General features: G+C 71.3%; 11 protein-coding genes and 1 pseudogene. 4 read left to right on the forward strand and 8 right to left on the reverse strand.

Annotation, left to right across the window (positions count from 1 at the left end; genetic code table 11):
* The 3 genes and pseudogenes from N5I75_RS30340 to N5I75_RS30350 form a co-directional block, all read right to left on the reverse strand.
* The coding region (locus tag N5I75_RS30340; RefSeq protein WP_476682690.1) for a lactonase family protein at positions 1–948 on the reverse strand (948 nt) is incomplete at its 3' end.
* A 153-nt stretch (positions 949–1,101) separates the two neighbouring features.
* Positions 1,102–1,377: pseudogene (locus tag N5I75_RS30345) on the reverse strand (nitric oxide synthase oxygenase); the annotation flags it as partial.
* A gap of 154 nt (positions 1,378–1,531) precedes the next feature.
* Positions 1,532–3,031 carry an FUSC family protein gene (locus N5I75_RS30350; protein ID WP_476682692.1) on the reverse strand — a complete coding sequence of 500 codons (1,500 nt, stop codon included), beginning with the start codon at positions 3,029–3,031 and terminating at the stop codon, positions 1,532–1,534.
* A 344-nt stretch (positions 3,032–3,375) separates the two neighbouring features.
* Between N5I75_RS30350 and N5I75_RS30355 the strand changes: the two genes are divergently transcribed.
* Both N5I75_RS30355 and N5I75_RS30360 read left to right on the forward strand, forming a co-directional pair.
* A complete protein-coding gene (locus N5I75_RS30355) occupies positions 3,376–3,639 on the forward strand; it encodes a hypothetical protein (protein ID WP_476682694.1) in 264 nt (87 codons plus the stop codon).
* A gap of 111 nt (positions 3,640–3,750) precedes the next feature.
* A complete protein-coding gene (locus N5I75_RS30360; RefSeq protein ID WP_476682696.1) occupies positions 3,751–4,221 on the forward strand; it encodes a helix-turn-helix transcriptional regulator in 471 nt (156 codons plus the stop codon).
* Between the two features lie 20 nt (positions 4,222–4,241).
* On the opposite strand, the gene N5I75_RS30365 is transcribed toward N5I75_RS30360, so the two are convergent.
* The gene (locus N5I75_RS30365; protein ID WP_476682698.1) at positions 4,242–4,958 is read right to left on the reverse strand and encodes a DUF3152 domain-containing protein; all 717 of its coding nucleotides are present in this window, start codon (positions 4,956–4,958) and stop codon (positions 4,242–4,244) included.
* Between the two features lie 230 nt (positions 4,959–5,188).
* Between N5I75_RS30365 and N5I75_RS30370 the strand changes: the two genes are divergently transcribed.
* Entirely contained in the window at positions 5,189–6,511 is a 1,323-nt protein-coding gene (locus N5I75_RS30370; protein ID WP_476682700.1) for an SGNH/GDSL hydrolase family protein, read from the forward strand.
* A gap of 54 nt (positions 6,512–6,565) precedes the next feature.
* On the opposite strand, the gene pulA is transcribed toward N5I75_RS30370, so the two are convergent.
* Positions 6,566–11,893, reverse strand: a complete 5,328-nt coding sequence (gene pulA, locus N5I75_RS30375) for a pullulanase-type alpha-1,6-glucosidase (RefSeq protein ID WP_476683122.1) — start codon at positions 11,891–11,893, stop codon at positions 6,566–6,568.
* A gap of 241 nt (positions 11,894–12,134) precedes the next feature.
* Between pulA and N5I75_RS30380 the strand changes: the two genes are divergently transcribed.
* Complete coding sequence (locus tag N5I75_RS30380) at positions 12,135–14,213, forward strand: carbohydrate-binding module family 20 domain-containing protein (protein ID WP_476682702.1); 2,079 nt, start codon at positions 12,135–12,137, stop codon at positions 14,211–14,213.
* Between the two features lie 63 nt (positions 14,214–14,276).
* Here the strand turns inward: N5I75_RS30380 and N5I75_RS30385 are convergent, their stop codons facing one another.
* The 3 genes from N5I75_RS30385 to N5I75_RS30395 form a co-directional block, all read right to left on the reverse strand.
* Complete coding sequence (locus N5I75_RS30385) at positions 14,277–15,941, reverse strand: glycoside hydrolase family 13 protein (protein ID WP_476682704.1); 1,665 nt, start codon at positions 15,939–15,941, stop codon at positions 14,277–14,279.
* 62 nt (positions 15,942–16,003) lie between these two features.
* On the reverse strand, positions 16,004–16,924 hold the full coding sequence (locus N5I75_RS30390; protein ID WP_476682706.1) for a sugar ABC transporter permease: 921 nt from the start codon (positions 16,922–16,924) through the stop codon (positions 16,004–16,006).
* A 19-nt stretch (positions 16,925–16,943) separates the two neighbouring features.
* Positions 16,944–17,939 carry a carbohydrate ABC transporter permease gene (locus N5I75_RS30395; RefSeq protein ID WP_476682708.1) on the reverse strand — a complete coding sequence of 332 codons (996 nt, stop codon included), beginning with the start codon at positions 17,937–17,939 and terminating at the stop codon, positions 16,944–16,946.
* Between the last annotated feature and the right edge of the window lie 31 nt (positions 17,940–17,970).

Consider the following 17,970-nt stretch of genomic DNA (forward strand, 5'->3'; position numbering starts at 1 on the left):
GCGTTCGTTCGCTGTGTAGAGGTGGTGGGTCGACGGGGAGAGGGCCAGGTCGCGGGGCCAGTGGCCGCCGCAGGGGACTGTCGAGCGGAGTGCGGGGTGCTCGCCTGTGGCGTCCAGGGTGAACGTGGAGATGACGTCCTCGCCCCGGGTCGCCGTCCACAGGAAGCGGCCGTCGGGCGAGACGACGATCTCGGAGGGGTAGGCGTCGCCGCGCGGCGCCTCCGTCAGGACGGAGACCTCGGTCAGCGGCTTGAGGATGCCGGCGGTGGCGTCCCACTGGCAGACCGTGAGGGTCGGGGTGAGTTCGTTGAGGACGTACGCGTATCCGCCCGACGGGTGGAAGACCAGGTGGCGGGGGCCCGAGCCGGGCCGCAGGGGCGTCTCGTGGTGGACGGTGAGGCGGCCGTCGGTGAGGACGCAGACGCGGACGGAGTCCGTGCCGAGGTCGACGCTGATGGCCCACCGGCCGCTCGGGTCCGGTAGGACCTGATGGGCGTGCGGGCCCTGCTGGCGCTGCGGGTGCGGGCCCGCACCGGTGTGCCGCAGCACGTCGCGGCCGCCCGCGTCCGGGGTGCCGTCGGCGCGCAGCGGGAGCGCGGTGACGCTGCCGGAGCCGTAGTTGGCGGTGAGCACGTGGGCGCCCCAGAGGGACAGGTGGGTGGGGCCGTCGCCGTCGACGGGGGCGGGCTTGCCGAGCGGGGACACCGGGGTGGTGTCCGTGCGGAACGTGGTGACCGTGCCGTCGTTCGTCTCGCCGACCGCGTACAGCAGTCCGCCGTCGGCGCCGACCGCCAGGTACGAGGGGTCGGGTGTGGCGTCGGTGGCGCCGAGGAGGGTCAGCGAGCCGTCGGAGGCGTCCACCGTCGCGGTGACGATGCCTGGGCCGCCCGCCGCCGTGAACGATCCGATGTAAGCCCGTCCTGACCGTCCTGACTGACTGCCGGTCACTGTGTCCCCTTTCGGCGTACGGGCCACGTGCCCGATGCGCCGACCGTAGCAGCGGGTTCAGGACCGGTCGGCGAGGGGCGCCGGGCGGTGTGCCGCGGGTCGCTCCTCGCCGCGGGCCCTTGCCCGGGCGTCGGGCGGGTGGACGTAGGCCGGGGTGCGCTCGGTGCTCGTGTCGAGGCCGAGGCGGTGGGCGAGGTGCGGGAGGAGGTCGTAGCGGTCGATGTCGGCGAGGTTGCGGGCGCCTGTCCCGGTGCCCATGTACCAGCCGTTGAAGGGGGCGGCGCCGTAGCGGACGCCACCGATCTCCAGGCACATGCCGGCCAGGGCGGGGACGGCGTGCCGGCGCAGGCCGAGCCCGGCGAACCAGCGGTGCTCCGGATGGTGCAGCTCCACTTCGAGCACCGCGTCCGGCGGCAGCTCGAACCAGCGGGCATGGCTCACCCCAGTGGCTCGAGAACGGTGCCCGGGGGCGCTCCCCCGCGTGCCGTGGCCGTGGCGGGACGACCACAGGACCGGGACGGTCGTCGGGCGGTCGCGGACGTGCGGGGAGCGCGCGGAAATGCGCGGCGGGGCGCGGTGCCGGTTACGCGCCGACGCTCGCCCGCCCCGCCCCGCGCAGCGGCACCGCCATCTCGACCAGGGCCCGCTCCAGCGCGTGCAGGTGCGCGAGGACCGGCTCGGCCTCCGGTGCCCGGGGCGCCGCCTCGACGTCGGCCTCGTAGGGGGCCGGGGTGGTCAGCGCCTCCACCGCCGCCTCCACGCGCCAGCAGGCCGCGGCGAGGCGGGCGTCGTGCGAGGCCTCCGGGTCCGCGGCGACGGAGGCGAGGCCGCGGACCTCGCGGGCGCAGTCGTCGAGGAGGGCGAGGATGCGACGGGCGCGGCCCTTGCGGGCCCGGAGCGGGCTGAACGGGTGGACGAGGGGCGCGAGGGAGAGGCGTACGCGGGTCAGCAGCGACTCCAGTTCGGCGACGCGCGGGGCCGGGTCCGCGGTGGCGTCACCGGCGAGGCGGGCGGCGGCCTCGGCGGTGCAGGCGTGGACGCAGCGCAGGGCGCGTTCGACCCAGGCGTCGGTGACGGAGTGTGTGGTCACGGGCAGGACGAGGAGCACAGCGAGGACGGCGCCGAGCGCCCCGACCGCCGTCTCCCCCACCCGCAGGGCGAGGAGGCCGGGGTCGAGGACGCCGAGGAGCCCGTACAGCATGCTCGCCATGGTGGTGACGGCCAGCATCATCCATGTGTAGGAGACGGCGGCCGTGTAGAAGATGCCGAAGACGCTCAGGGCGATCACGAGCGCCGCCGCGACCGGCTCGTCGTGCAGCGGTACGGCGACCAGGAAGCCGAGCACGATGCCGAGGACGGTGCCCAGGAAGCGTCGGAAGCCCCGTACGAGGGTCTCGCCGCGCGAGGTGGTGTTCACGAAGACCCACCAGGTGGCGCCGACGGCCCAGTACCAGCGCTGGTCGGAGAGGAGCTGGCCGACGGCGAGCGCGAAGCCCGCGCCTGCGGTCGCCTGCACGGCTTGGCGAGTCGTGATCCGGGCCAGACCGGTTCCGGTGAAGGGCACCGGAACGGGCGCGGGCACCGGGACCCGGCGCTCGTAGCACCACGCGCCGAACCGCACGGCGGCGGCGACGGCGAGCGAGAGCAGCACCGCCGCGTACAGCTCGGGGAGCTGCCCGGGGGTCGTGTGCAGGAACTGGGCGGCGAAGTAGGTCATGAAGGCGAAGACGCCGAGGGAGTGGCCGCGCGGCCCCCACCGCCGCGCGTACACGCCCGCGCCGACGATCGCGAGGAAGACCAGGTCACGGGCGAGGGGCTGGGCGTGGAGCAGCGCGGCCAGCGCGAGGACGGGAAGCCCGGCGACGGGCAGGAGCGCCGTCGTGACCGCCTGCCCCCGGACCGTCGCGTCGGTGACCGTGAAGAGGGCGAGCAGCGCGGCGAGGCCGCCCGTCACGGCCGACGTCAACGCGTGCCCCAGCGCCCCGCTCACCGCCACGGCGAGCCCGATCCCGAGCACGGCCCGGCTCGCGAACCGCAGCCGCGTCCGCCCCGGATCCGGTGCAACGAAGGCCCTCTTCAGCAATGTCCCCGCCCTTTCCCAGCCGTTTCGGTCCGTGTTCCGCCCCGGACATGAGTAAGGCGCCGCGGAGATCCCGGAAGGATCCGCAGCGCCATCGACCTGTGCATTGCAGCACCTGAGGGGCTGATGGTTCAACAGGGCACGGGTGTGTTGTGCCATTGGTCCAGCGGGAGCGGGTCACCGGCGTCCGGAAGCGGGCCAACGGACCACCCACCCCCCACCGGCTCTCACCCGTCCCCGCCTGTACGCCGTCCTCCTCCCCTGTCACCCGCACGAGGTGATGCGGTACGCCCCGGCCACGCGGCAGGGTCGTTCCCGGACCGGGCTGTCGCAGGGGAGGTGGCGTCATGGGCGGGGCGCGGGCGGGCTCCGGAGCGGACCGGCCGTCGTCGGGCGCCGACTACGAGATCCGGGTCCGGGGCAGGATCGGCGAGGCGTTCCGGGCGGAGTTCGGCGAGCTGACGATCGTGCTGCACCCGGCCGAGACGGTCCTCCTTGGAGCCGGGCTCGACCAGGCGGCCCTGTACGGCATCCTCGACCGCGTCCAGACGTTCGGCCTCGAACTGGTCGAGGTGCGACGGCTCCCGGGCCCCCGCGACGCGGGACGCTGAAGCCCGTGAAGGCAGGCCCCGGGCACAGAGGGCCGACAAGCCCCTTCCCCGGTCCCCGTTCCGCCCGCACGGTATGAGGGAGATGCCCTGTCACATGGGGAGGTGGGGGGCATGCACACGCACATGCCGCGCGCGGAGCCCGACGGCTCCGGGCCGGTGGACGGGCGGGTGGCGGATCTGCACGGCCGTCTGCGTTCGCTGAGTCGTGATCCGCTGGGTGCGGACGAGGCGGTGACGACGTGTCTGGTGTGGGTCGCCGGCGTCCTGGACGAGATCGCGGAGGACGTGACGGACGCGCGGAGCGCCCGCGAGCTGCGGGACGAGGCGTCCGCCGTACTGGCCTCCGTGCCGGAACAGGACGACCGGGCGGCCGTCACACCCGCCGCTCTCGAACCTTTGACAGATCGTCAGCTCGCCGTGCTGCACGCGTTGCAGCACGAGGCGCCGCTGCGGCAGATCGCGGACGGCATGTACGTCTCGTACAACACGGTCAAGAGCCACACCCGTGCGGTGTACCGGAAGCTCGGCGCGCGCACACGGGCGGAAGCCGTCGACCGGGGGCGGGAGCTGGGGCTGATGTGAGACGGGCTCGCGGGGCGGGCTCAGGACACGTGGGGGCCGCCGAGGTAGGTGCCCGCGCGGTCGTAGGGCCAGGCGTTCGCGGTGCAGCCGTGCAGGCCCTTGATCTGCTGCATCATCGCGGGCGCGGGCCGCCCGGCCGCCGGGCACGTCTCGTGTCCGTGGCCGATGCGGTGGCCGACCTCGTGGTTGACGATCAGCGCCCGGTAGTCGGTGAGGGGCCCGTCGAACTCCGGTGAGCCCTGCACCCAGCGCCGCAGGTTGACCACGACCGAGCGGCCGATGCTGCAGTTCACCTCGCCGCCGGTGTCCAGGCCCGCGGAGCCGCAGAGGCAGTCCACGGTGTGCGGAGTGGCGATCTTGATGATGAAGTCGCGCGGCCCCGAGCCGACGAGCTGGAACCGGTCGACCCCGTCGCGGCTCCAGCCGCGCGGATCGCCGAGGATGCCCGCGATCTCCCGCGCGGCGGTGTCGGCCTGGATGCCGATGCCGTCCTCGACCTGCACCTTGTAGCGCCGCAGCCGCTGCCCGGAGCCGACCGGGGCGCCGTCGCCGTGCGCCGTGGTGAAGGTGCCCGGGCCGACGACGGGCAGCGCGCCCGGCGCGGCGCCGATCGCGGACGTGCTTGCCTCACCCCCGTCCCGTACGCACCGGGTGATGGCGAGCGCCTTGCTGTGGCGCCAGTACGCGTACGCGCCGCCGGCGGCCCCGAGCACAGCGGCGATCACCGCGCTCGACACCAGCACCTGCGTGAGGCGTCTTCGCGCCCTCCCGGCACGGCGCGCCCCTTGTTCCCGTCGTTCCACCCTGGCCCCCCTGAGTTCGCGAACCCCCTGATCCTGCCACTTGGTTCGGACCAGGTCACGGCGGGGGCCACGCCACGCGCGCGTGGCTGGACCGCACCCCCGAGGCGGCAACCGCCCCAGCCGCGCCATTGACGCGCCCGCGCCCCACCCGTAGGAATCGATGCATGCGAAGACGCCTCTGGCCCCGACGCCCCCGACGCCCCCTCGCCCTCCTGACGCTCCCCCTCGCAGGACTCCTCGCCGCCCTCTCCCTGCCTGCCTCCGCGCAGGCGGCACACGCGGCGCCCCCCGGTCCCGGCCTCGTCGGTACCTGGGCCGCCGCGCCGACCGGGGTGCCCGGCTCCGACGCCACGTCCTTCGCGGATCAGACGCTGCGGCAGATCGTGCACACCAGCGTCGCGGGGCGCACGGTGCGTGTGCGGTTCACGAACGAGTTCGGCACCGCCCCGCTGGCGATCGGCGAGGCCCGGGTCGCGCACCGGGCCACGGGCGGGCCCGCCACCGCGATCGACCCGGCCACGGACCGGTCGCTGCGCTTCGGCGGCCGTTCCTCGGCGACCCTCGCGCCGGGCGCACAGCGCTGGAGCGACCCGGTGGCGCTGCCCATGACCCCGGGCGGCTCCCTGGTGATCAGCCTGTATCTGCCGCGCCCCACCCCGGCCGACACGGTGCACTCCTCCGCGTTCCAGCGCGGCTTCGTCGCGGCGGGCAATGTCGCGGGCAAGCCCGACCTGACCCCGACCACCACGATGACCAGCCGCTACTTCCTGTCGGGCGTGGCCGTCGACCGGCGCCGCGGCACGGCCGACTCCGCGCTCGTCACCTTCGGCGACTCCATCACCGACGGCTCCAACACCCAGGTCGACGCGGACCACCGCTGGCCCGACCTGCTGGCCGAGCGGCTGCGCGGCGACCGGCGCCTGGCCTCCACCGGCGTCCTGAACGCGGGCATCGGCGGCAACCGCCTGCTCCGCGACCCGAACCCGCCCGCCGGTTCACCCGCCGAGTCCTACGCCGCGTACTTCGGCGAGAGCGGCCTGAAGCGGTTCGACCGGGACGTGCTGAACCAGCCGGGTGCCCGTGCCGTCGTGGTGCTGCTCGGCGTCAACGACCTGGGCCACCCGGGCACCACCGCACCCGCGTCCGAGGAGGTCTCGGCCGCCGAACTCATCGCGGGGTACGAGGAATTGATCCACCGCGCCCACGCACGCGGCCTGCGCGCCTTCGGCGCGACCATCCTGCCCTTCGAGGGCGACTCGCTCGGCTTCTACACCCCGGAACGGGAAGCGGCCCGGCAGGCCGTGAACCATTGGATCCGCACCAGCGGCGCCTACGACGGCGTCGTCGACTTCGACAAGGCCGTGCGCGACCCGGCGAGCCCCGGACGACTGCTCGCCGCGTACGACAGCGGCGACGGCCTCCACCCGAACGACGCGGGCATGGCGGCGATGGCAAAGGCGTTCCCGCTGAGCCTTCTGCGCAAGTGAGGTCATGACGGTGCCCCCGCCCGTACGGGGCGGGGGCACCGTCGTCGTACCGGGCTACTTCTGGCGGAAGACCGCCACCGTCCGGGCGGGAACCTCGAAGGTTCCCGAACCCGCCTTGTACGTGGCCGACTTGACGACCGGGTCCGAGCCGCCGGCCTGTGTCGGGTGCAGCCGGTACCCGGTCCCGGCGAGCCCGGACACCGTCTGGCTCTGCCGCTGCGGCGTGGCGTTCAGGACGACCACGAGGTCACCGAGGCGCATGGTGATGACGCCCGGCGTCTCGTCCTTCCCCGAGAGCGGGAACGACAGCTCCTTCTGGACCTGCCCGGCCGAGGCCAGGTGGAAGGCCGGCTCGGCCGTGCGGATCTTCAGGAGGTCCTGGTAGGCGGCGGAGGTGCCGTTGATCGCCGTGCACCCCGGCACCTTCACCGATGCCAGCAAGGGCCGCGCGTACGGCCACTTGGCCTGGTTGTCGGCGGCCGGGGGCAGACCGCGCCCGAACCCGTTGCCCGCCCGGCAGTCCCAGTGGACGGCGTTGAACCAGTCGCCGCTGTCGAACGAGTTCCGGTCGAGCGACTTCGAGCGGAGCAGGTCGGTGCCCGCCTGCGACAGGGCCGGGCCCTGCGAGAGCGCGGCCGTCGCCATGGCGAGGACCTGCATGCGCGAGCGGTCGGCCGTGCTCGTCGTCGCGGGCAGCTTGTACGTCAGCGTGTCGAACAGGGACTCGTTGTCGTGCGCGTCCGCGTAGGCGAGGGCGTCGCCGGGAGCTGCCGCGTAGCCGGCGGGCGCCCCGTTGTAGTCGACGTCGGAGCCCTTCACCTGCTTCCCCGCGCTGTCGGTGAACTCGTAGGCGGCGAGGTTGCCGGACAGGCCGACCTTGATCAGGTCCTGGTAGTGCAGGAGGCGGGCCTTCTGCTCGGCCTCGGTACCGTTCGCCTTCGAGGAGTTGGGGTCGGTGTAGAGGCCGGAGGCGAAGCCCTGGACGCCCGGGTCCTCGTCGAACGGGCTGCCGCCGCGCACCGCGTCGCGGGCCCGGTCGGCGAAGGTGGCGATGCCGGTGCCCGCCATGTTCTTCTGCGTGGCCTGCTCGAAGCGGGCGTCGTCGGCGACCTCGCCGAAGTTCCAGCCCTCCCCGTAGAGGATGATCTTCTTGCCGTCGACGCCGTCCTTCTTGAGGGTGAGCGCGTCGAGCGCCTTGCGGACCGCGAGGATGTTCGCCTTCGGGTGGTGACCCATGAGGTCGAAGCGGAAGCCGTCGACCTTGTACTCCTTGGCCCAGGTGACGAGCGAGTCGACGACGAGCTTGCCCATCATCGCGTTCTCGGGCGCGGTGTTCGCGCAGCACGTGGAGTTGGCGACGGAGCCGTCCGCCATGAGCCGCTGGTAGTAGCCCGGCACGATCCGGTCGAGGACGGACGTCTTGTCCTGCCCGGCCGCCGCCGTGTGGTTGTAGACGACGTCCATGACGACGCGCAGGCCGTCCTCGTTGAGCGACTTCACCATCTGGCGGAACTCGACCGTGCGCCGGGTGCCGTCGGGGTCGCTCGCGTACGAGCCCTCGGGGACCGTGTAGTGGTACGGGTCGTAGCCCCAGTTGAAGGCGTCCTTGGCCGCCGTCCTGCCGACGCACTCCTGCTGCTTGTCGCTGTCGGCGGCGTACGACGCCAGGTCACAGGCGGGCGTGGCCTGCTCGGACTTCTTCTCGGGGATGGTGGCGATGTCGAAGGCGGGCAGCAGGTGCACGTACGAGGTGCCTGCCTTCGACAGCTCGCGCAGGTGCTTGGAGCCGTCGCTGTTCTTGTCGGTGAAGGCGCGGTAGGTGCCGCGGTCCTTCGCCGGGGTCGTGCCGTCCGCCACCGAGAAGTCGCGGATGTGCAGCTCCTGGATCTGCGCGTCCTTCATCGCGACGGCCTTCGGCTTGGTCAGGCCCGACCAGCCCTTCGGGGCGAGCGTCTTGTCGGCCAGGTCGACGACGAGGCTGCGCTCGGAGTTCGCGGTGAGCGCCACCGAGTACGGGTCGGTGACCTTGTTGGTGACGAGCTTCTGGACGCTCGGCGCCCACACGGTCACGGCGAACCGGTACTCCTTGCCGCGCCAGGCCGACGCCGGTCCGGTGACGGACCAGACGCCGCTGGCCGCGTCGCGGCGCATCGCCCGCGCCTTGCCGCCGTCGCCGAGTTCGAGCCGTACGTCCTGGGCGGTCGGCGCCCAGACGGAGAGTGTGACCTTGTCGCCCCTGAACACCGGGCCCAGGGCGGCCTTCTCGGCGCTGCCCGCGTACACGTCGTCGAGGGCGCCCGGGACCTGAACACCCGTGGCGGAAAGGAGCGCGCCGTTCGCCGCGCGCTGCGTCGCGATCAGCTGGCCGCGCAGGGCGTCCCGCACCCGGTCGCGGTCGCGCGGGTCGACGGTGAACGCCGGGTACTCCTTCAGGTGCGGATACTTCGCCTTCTGCGCGTCGGTCAGCACACCGGCCTTCAGCCGCAGCCAATGCCCCTCGCTGCTCAGCGCACCGTCCTGGACGGTGATGCCGCCCTCGGGCGCGTAGACGAGCTGCTGACTGGTGGCGGCGGTGGCCGTCACCTTCCAGACCACGGTGTCGGCGTCGATCCACTGCGCCTGCGCCTTCGACAGATCGAGGTCACCGCCCGAGCCGACCGACGGAAGCAGGTACGAGGACTCCCCCGCGTTGAGCCACACCTCCTTGCCGTACGTGGCGAAGTCGAGGACGCGGTCGGTGGCGATGTCCTTCTCGTCGCCCTTGTGGACGATGTAGTTGAGGGTGGTCGCGCCGTCGGCGAGCGGCACCTCGAAGATCAGGCCGTAGGCGTCCTTGCCGGTCGGCTGGAGCGGCTTGGCCCAGTCGGTCGGCGTCGCGGCGCCGGTCCAGGTGTGCAGGCCCCAGCCGTCGTAGTCGCCGTCGGCGCGGTGGACATGGATGACGGCCTTCTTCTCGTCCTGCGGCGGGTAGGCGCCGTCGGGCTTGGCGGTCGCCTGGTCGTCCTTGCCCTGCTCGATCCAGACCTCACCGGTCTTGGCCAGGTCGACGGTGCGCTGCGGACCGTCGGCGGAGCCGTCCTTCTCGACGGTGTACGTCACCGAACTTGCGCCGTCCGGGACCTTCACCCAGGCGAAGGCGCCGAAGGCGTCCCGTCCGGTGAACTGGCCACTTGCGGAACCCGACTTGACCGTCCAGCCGTCGTAGTCGCCGACCGCGCGCCGGTAGTGGACGACGGCGTGGTCACGGTCCACGGCCGTCGGCTTCTCGGGCGCGGGCGGCTGCCCCGCCGTCGAGGAGGCGAGGGCGCTCGCGGTGCGTCCGGCGCGGTCCACCACGACAGCCTTGTACCGCAGCGGCGTCCCGGCCTCCACCGTGTCGGGGAGGTACTGCGTGATGCGGTACGGGGCGTGGTCGACGGAGCCGAGCGTCTTCCAGGCACCGTTGCCGGTCTGCGCGGCGAAGACGACGCGCGCGGAGGCCGTCGCGCCGGGGTCGGCGGAGAGCGTGACCGTGCCGGTGGCGCCCGCGGCCGGGGCCGTCAGCGACAGCGTGGGCTGCACTGCGGGAGCGGGGAGCTTGCCGTCGGCCCGCAGGACGAGCGACGAAAGCGCCGGAACCGTCACCTCGACGGAACCGCCGGACGCCTTCACCGTGCCCGAACCGCCGTACAGCGCACGGAACTTCGCTGACTCGACCGGCAGCTCGACCGTCTTCGCCGTCATCGCGTTGTTGACCGCCACGACGTACTCGCGGTCCGCGCCCGTACGGGAGAACGCGTACACCGAGTCCTTGGCGTACAGCTCGCGCTGGGCGCCGTCGGCGAGCGCCGGGTTGTCCTTGCGGAGCTTCGACAGCGCGGCGATCGCCTTGTAGAGCGGGTGCCGGGTGTCGTAGGCGTCGTCGGCGTGGGTGCGGGCGGTGCCGATCTCGTCGTCGTCGAGGTAGTCGGCGACCTTCGAGGCGAACATCGTCTGCCGGGCGTCCTTGTCGCCGCCGGGCCCGGTGAAGCCCTGCTCGTCGCCGTAGTAGACGACGGGGTTGCCGCGCGAGAGGAACATGACCTCGTTGGCCAGCTTGTCGCGTCGCAGCAGCTCGGCGTCGGTGGCCTGCGGGTTGTCGGCCTTCAGGAAGCTGCCGATGCGGCCCATGTCGTGGTTGCCGAGGAAGGTGACCTGCTCGTAGGCGTTCGCCTTGTCGGTCGCGTACTTGTAGTCGTCGGCGAACACCTTGGCCAGCTTGTCGGCCGACGCGCCCTGCGAGGCGTAGGCACGGGCCGCGTCCTGGAAGGGGAAGTCGAGCGTCGCGTCGAGGCGGCCACGGGTGACGTACGGGGAGGTCACGTCGGTGTCGGCGGAGTACACCTCACCGAACATGAAGAAGTCGTCCCGCCCGTGCTCGGCGGCATACGTGTCGAGCGCGGTCGCCCACTGGGTCCAGAAGTCCAGGTCGACATGTTTGACGGTGTCGATGCGGAACCCGTCGATGTCGAAGTCCCGCACCCACGTCTTGTAGATGTCCTCCATGCCCTTGACGACCTCGGGCCGCTCGGTCCACAGGTCGTCGAGGCCGGAGAAGTCGCCGTACGTGGTCGACTCGCCCTCCCAGGTCGAGTCGCCGCGGTTGTGGTACATGGTCGGGTCGTTCAGCCAGGACGGGACCATCTCGCCGGTGTTCTTCGGCGTGTACGGGAACGAGTCCGCGTCGACCTTCGCCTTGACACCCTTGCTGTCGTCGAAGGGGCGGCCCTCGGTGTCCAGATACGGATAGGCGCCCTTGGGCCGGTAGCTGTACGTCTTCTCCGTGTAGTCGACCGTGTCGGCGGTGTGGTTCGTGATGACGTCGAAGAAGACCTTCATGCCCTTGCGGTGGGCCTTGGAGATGAGGGTCTTCAGGTCGGCGTTGGTGCCGAAGTGCGGGTCGACCTGCGTGAAGTCGGTGATCCAGTAGCCGTGGTAGCCGGCGGACGCGTTCTCTCCCGTGCCCTGCACGGGCTTGTTCTTGAAGATCGGCGCCAGCCATATCGCGGTGGTGCCGAGTTCCTTGATGTAGTCGAGCCGGTTCGTCAGGCCCTTGAGGTCGCCGCCCTGGTAGAAGCCCTTGTCGGAAGGGTCGTAGCCGGTGGCGAGGCGCGTGCCGGTCAGGCCGCCCTTGTCGTTGGAGCTGTCGCCGTTGGCGAAACGGTCGGGCAGGACGAAGTAGTACTGCTCGCGCGTCAGGTCGTGGCGTGCGGGCGTGGCCGCCAGCTTCGCGTCGGACGGCGGCGCGGGCGGCGCCGCGGCGCGGGCCGCGAGCGGCTGGGCCAGGGTCAGGACCAGCGCGGCCGCCGCGGTGTACGCGGCCGTCCGTCTGTGTCGGTGCGGGGTGGAGAGGGAGCGGCTCAAGGCAGACAAGGCGAACTCCTCGCGGGGATCGGGCTCTTGCGGGTGCGTGAATCCGGGGGCGAGGGGCCGGCACCGGTCCGCCGCGTGACCGTATCGCTTGCAGGAACTTTGCTGCAAGAGTTCTGCAATGCATAGCAAGAACTTTCAACAGAGTTATTGACGCGGCCTCACGGACTCCCTCACGCTCTCGGTGCGCCGCCCCCTCAGGGGCTGCCGCAGTCCCCACATGTAGGAGCCGCACATGCGCCCATCCCCCACCGCGCCTTCCCGCAGAAGGCACCGCACCGCCACCGGTCTCGCCGTCGCCGCGCTCGCGCTCGGCGGTGTCGTCACCCTGCCCGCGCAGACCGCGTCCGCCGCCGACACGGGCGTCAAGAACGGCGACGTCATAGCCAACCTCTGGTCGTGGAACTGGAAGTCGGTCGCCAAGGAGTGCACCGACGTCCTCGACCCGGCCGGCTACGGCGCCGTCCAGGTCGCGCCGCCCGAGGAGTCCCTCAAGCAGGCCAACTACTTCTGGTGGGACGTCTACCAGCCGTACTCGTACAAGCTGGACAGCCGGTTCGGCAGCGCGAGCGACTTCAAGACCATGGTCGACACCTGCCACGCCGCCGGCATCGAGGTCTACACGGACGCCGTCATCAACCACACGGCCGCGCAGACCGGCACCGGCTACGCGGGCACCACCATCGGCAACAAGTACGACACCCCGGACTACGACCCGGCGGACAGCAACGACTGCACGAAGACCATCTCCAACTGGTCGGACCAGTACGAGGTGCAGCACTGCGAACTGCTCGGCCTGCCCGACCTCGACACCTCCGAGTCCGGCGTCCGCGCGAAGATCGTCGGCTTCCTGAACCAGCAGATCGACCTCGGCGTCGACGGATTCCGCGTCGACGCCGCCAAGCACATCGAGACGGCCGACATGAAGGCCATCGTGAGCGCCCTGCACACCACGAAGGCGGGCGACGCCCCGTACATCACGCAGGAGGTCTACCCGGGCACCCCGCCGGCCCTCGGCGACTACTACGCCAACGGCGACGTCCTGGACTTCACCTACGCGGCCGCCATGAAGTCCCAGTTCGGCGGCGGTGACATCGCGAACCTGGCCTCCTTCGGCAGCAGTTGGGGCCTGGCGAACGAGGCGAACTCCAACACCTTCGTCACCAACCACGACACCGAGCGCAACGGCTACACGCTCAGCTACAAGGACGGCGCGACGGCGGTCCTCGCCAACGTCTTCCAGCTGGCGCGCGGCTACGGCCGCCCGTCCGTCTACGCCGCCTGGAACTTCTCCCAGAGCGACGAGGCACCGCCCAACAACGGCGGCTTCGTCACCGACACCACCTGCTCCTCCGGCTGGTCCTGCCTGGACCGCGACACCGCCGTCTCCGGGATGGTCGCCTGGCACAACGCGGTCGCGGGCGCCTCCGTCACCAACTGGCAGTCCCCCGCCTCCAACGTCATCGGTTTCGCGCGCGGCACCGGCGGCTTCGTCGCCCTCAACAACTCCTCCTCCGCGCACACCTCCACGTACACGACCGGCCTCAAGGACGGCACGTACAAGAACGTGATCAACGGCGGCGCCACCTCGGTCACCGTCTCCGGCGGCAAGGCCACGCTCACCGTCCCGGCGAAGGGCGCGGTCGCGTTCTACGACGGGTCGTACACCTGCCCCGTCAACTGCGGCGGCGGGGACAACGGGGGCGGTGACGGCGGCGGCACCACCGTCACCGCGTCCTTCAACGAGTACGCGCCCACCACCTCCGGCAGCGATGTCTACGTGGTCGGGTCCGCCCCCGCGCTCGGCTCCTGGAACACGGCGAACGCCGTCAAGCTGTCCGCCACCGGCTACCCCGTCTGGAAGAAGGACATCGCCGTCCCGGCCTCGTCCGCGATCGAGTACAAGTACCTGAAGAAGGACGCCTCCGGGAACGTCACCTGGGAGTCCAACGCCAACCGCAAGCTGACCACGGGCACGGCGTCGACCGCGGTCAACAACACCTGGAACGTCGCCGACGCGAGCGCCACCGACGTGCGGTTCACGGTCAACGCCACGACCACGACCGGCACGAACGTCTACGTCGTCGGCTCGATCCCCTCGCTCGGCTCGTGGAACCCGGCCGACGCGATCCCGCTGTCGTCGGCCTCCTACCCCGCCTGGGGCAGCACGGTGATCGTCCCGAAGAGCACGTCCTTCACGTACAAGTACCTGAAGAAGGACGCGTCGGGGAACGTGACGTGGGAGTCCGGGGACAACCGGTCGTACACGACCGGTTCGGGCAGCGGCTACACGGCGAGTGACACCTGGAAGTGACACACGTGTGAGGAAGGGGGCCGGTGCGCGAACACCGGCCCCCTTCTCACGTGTGTGCGCGGATCAGACCGTCTCCCACCACACCGTCGTGTCGGCGGGCAGCTCCACCGTGCCGTCCTCGGCCGGCGGCACCGGGCCCGAGGCGAGCAGCGCGCGGCCGGGCGCGGGGACGCGGACCGGGGCGCCGGTCGTGTTGACCGTGCAGGCGAACCCGGGGCGCTCGAAGAAGAGGACGCCGGCGGGCACGTCGTCGCGCCAGGTCACGTCCGCACCGGCGCCGAGGCCCGGCTGTGCGCGGCGCACGGCGAACGCCGAGCGGTACATCTCCAGGGTCGACTCCGGGTCGCCGGTCTGCGCCTCGACGCTGAGCGGGCCCCAGGTGGCGGGCTGCGGGAGCCAGCTGCCGCCATCGCCGAAGCCGTACGAGGAGCCCTCGACGGTCCACGGGATCGGCACCCGGCAGCCGTCGCGGAAGCCGTCCTGGCCCTGGGCGCGGAAGAACGACGGGTCCTGGCGCACCTCGTCGGGCAGGTCGGTGACGTCGGGCAGGCCGAGCTCCTCGCCCTGGTAGACGTACGCGGACCCGGGCAGCGCCAGCATGAGCAGCGTGGCGGCGCGGGCGCGGCGCAGGCCCAGCTCGCGGTCGCCCGCGGTGCGGATCTGGGTGCCGCCGGGCGGGTTGGCGTAGCGGGTGGCGTGCCGGGTGACGTCGTGGTTGGACAGGACCCAGGTGGCCGGGGCGCCGACGGGGCGCATGGCGTCGAGGGAGCTGTCGATGATGGTGCGCAGCTCCTTGGCGTCCCAGGGGGCGCCGAGGTACTGGAAGTTGAACGCCTGGTGCAGTTCGTCGGGGCGCACGTAGTTGGCGGTGCGCTCGACGGTCGGGGTCCACGCCTCGGCGACGAAGACGCGCTCGCCGTCGTACTCGTCGAGGATGAGCCGCCACGAGCGGTAGATCTCGTGGACGCCGTCCTGGTCGAAGAAGGGCATGACGTCGTTGCCGAGCAGCTTCAGCTGGTCGTGGGCGCCGAGGTCGGGCAGGCCCTCGGCCTTGACGAGGCCGTGGGCGACGTCGATGCGGAAGCCGTCGACGCCCATGTCGAGCCAGAACCGCAGGATGGAGCGGAACTCGTCGGCGACGGCCGGGTGCTCCCAGTTGAAGTCCGGCTGCTCGGGCGCGAAGAGGTGCAGGTACCACTCGCCGTCGGGCAGGCGCGTCCAGGCGGGGCCGCCGAAGATGGACTCCCAGTCGTTGGGCGGCAGTTCGCCGTCCGCTCCCTTTCCGGGGCGGAAGTGGTAGCGGTCGCGCGAGGGCGATCCCGGGCCCTCGGCGACGGCACGCTTGAACCACTCGTGCTGGTCGGAGGAGTGGTTGGGCACGAGGTCGACGATGATGCGCAGGCCCAGGGCGTGCGCGTCGCGGATGACCGCGTCGGCGTCCAGGAGCGTGCCGTACATGGGGTCGACGGCCCGGTAGTCGGCGACGTCGTAGCCGCCGTCGGCCTGCGGGGACGCGTAGAAGGGGGAGAGCCACACGGCGTCGACGCCGAGGTCGCGCAGGTAGGGCAGGCGGCGGCGGACGCCTTCGAGGTCCCCGGTGCCGTCGCCGTCGCTGTCGGCGAAGCTGCGCGGGTAGACCTGGTAGATGACCGCGTCGCGCCACCAGTCGGTGGTCTCGCGGGTCGTGGTGGCGAACGCCGGGGACTCGTCGGTGGAGTGCTGAGTCATGGTGTCCTTGCTGCGTAAAGGAGCCGGCATGTTGGTCGGTGTGCGTAGGGGTCTGCTGGGCCTCAGCCCTTGGTCCCGCCCGCGGTGAGGCCGGTGACCAGGTGCTTCTGCACAAGGTAGAAGAAGGCGGTGACGGGGATGGCGATCAACACCGCGGTGGCCGCCATGAGGTTCCACTGGGCGTCGTGTTCGCTGATGAAGCTCTGCAGGCCGACCGCGAAGGTGTACTTGGAGTCGTCGAGCAGGAACGTCGAGGCGAACGCGACCTCGGCGAACGCGGTGATGAACGCGTAGAACGCGGCGACCGCGATACCGGGCTTGGCCAGCGGCAGGATCAGCCGCCAGAACGTGCCGAAGGGTGAGAGGCCGTCGATCCGGCCCGCCTCGTCGATGTCGACGGGCACGGTGTCGAAGTAGCCCTTCATCAGCCAGGTGCAATACGGCACGATCGTCGTGCAGTTGACCAGGATCAGGCCCAGGTAGCTGTCGACGAGGCCGAGTTCGCTGAAGATCTCGTACATCGGCACGATGAGGACGGCGATGGGGAACGCCTGCGTGAGCAGCAGGACCCACATCAGCGGCCGGTAGCCGGGGAAGCGCATCCGGGAGACGGCGTAGCCGGTCGTGGCGGCGAAGAGCACGCCGACGAGGGTGGTGCCGAGGGCGACGACCAGCGTCGACTTCGTCCAGTCGAGGAAGCCGGTGTGCTGGAGGACGTACGTGTAGTTGTCGAAGGTCGCCTTGGAGGCGATGCCGCCGGGGTGCAGGTAGTCGTCCTTGTCGGGGCCGACCGACAGGTAGACCAGCCACACGATGGGGAACAGGGCGATGAGGCTCGCGACGGCGAGGACGCCGTGCGACAGGGCGGTCGCGAGCGGGCCGCGCTCGCCGCGCCTGCGCGCGCGGCGCGTACCCGTGGGGGCGGCCTTCGGCGCGGAGCGCTGCGCGGGGACCTCCGGCGCTGAGGTGGTCGTGGTGCTCATGATGGTGGCTCCTGCGGCGTCAGACGGCGAGCTGCTCATTGCGCTTCAACCAGCGGTAGTAGAAGGAGGTGAAGACGGTCAGGATCGACAGGAGCAGGACGCCGTAGGCGGCGGACTGCGCGAAGTCCCGCGGCTGCTGTCCGAAGCCGAGGCGGTAGGCCCAGGTGACGAGGATCTGGGCGTCGGGCGCGGTGTTGCCGAACAGCAGGAAGATGATCGCGAACTGGTTGAACGTCCAGATCACGCCGAGCAGGACGACCGTCGAGGAGACCGAGCGCAGGCCCGGCAGGGTGATGTGGCGGAACTGCTGCCAGCTGCTGGCGCCGTCCATCTCGGCGGCCTCGTAGAGGGAGGCGTCGATGGACTGCAGGCCGCCGAGCAGGGAGATCATCATGAAGGGGACGCCGCACCAGGTGTTGACGAGGATCGCGGCGGCCTTCTGGAAGAAGGGGTCCTCCAGCCACTCGGGCTGGGGCAGATGGAGCGAGCCGAGCGTGGCGTTGATGATGCCCGAGTCCGCGAGCATGATCCGCCAGGCGAAGACGGTGACGAAGGTGGGCACCGCCCACGGCAGGATCAGCATCAGCCGGTAGAAGGTGCGTCCGCGCATCTTCTGGTTGAGCAGCAGCGCGAGGCCGAGCCCGATGCCGTAGTGCAGGGCGACGCAGAGCGCCGTCCACACGATCGTCCAGATGAAGTGCGACCAGAAGCGGTCGTAGGAGGACGGGCCCCACAGGATGTCGGCGTAGTTGTCGAGGCCGACGAACTTGTAGGTGGCGTCGATGTGGTTGACGCCGATGGTGCGGGCGGAGTTGAGGCTGTTGGCGTCGGTGAGCGTCAGGTAGAAGCCCCGCACCAGGGGGTAGCCGACGAGCACGCCGAGGACGATCACCACCGGGGCGATCATGACGTACGCGTACCAGTATTTGCGGTACGAGTCCTTCAGGCGCTGGATCGGTCCCGGGCGTGGCGTCTTGCGTACGGGGTGCGTCGGTCGGTCGACGGCGATGGTCATGGCGGAGCACCTTCTGGTCAGGTCGACGCCG

The sequence above is a fragment of the Streptomyces sp. R818 genome (assembly GCF_056172735.1).

What these genes read in the sequence shown, in the direction of transcription:
- N5I75_RS30355 (WP_476682694.1), top strand. Translation starts at nt 3,376, where the DNA reads ATGGGCGGGGCGCGGGCGGGCTCCGGAGCGGACCGGCCGTCGTCGGGC.
- N5I75_RS30370 (WP_476682700.1), top strand. Translation starts at nt 5,189, where the DNA reads ATGCGAAGACGCCTCTGGCCCCGACGCCCCCGACGCCCCCTCGCCCTC.
- N5I75_RS30360 (WP_476682696.1), top strand. Translation starts at nt 3,751, where the DNA reads ATGCACACGCACATGCCGCGCGCGGAGCCCGACGGCTCCGGGCCGGTG.
- N5I75_RS30380 (WP_476682702.1), top strand. Translation starts at nt 12,135, where the DNA reads ATGCGCCCATCCCCCACCGCGCCTTCCCGCAGAAGGCACCGCACCGCC.
- N5I75_RS30385 (WP_476682704.1), bottom strand. Translation starts at nt 15,941, where the DNA reads ATGACTCAGCACTCCACCGACGAGTCCCCGGCGTTCGCCACCACGACC.
- N5I75_RS30395 (WP_476682708.1), bottom strand. Translation starts at nt 17,939, where the DNA reads ATGACCATCGCCGTCGACCGACCGACGCACCCCGTACGCAAGACGCCA.
- N5I75_RS30390 (WP_476682706.1), bottom strand. Translation starts at nt 16,924, where the DNA reads ATGAGCACCACGACCACCTCAGCGCCGGAGGTCCCCGCGCAGCGCTCC.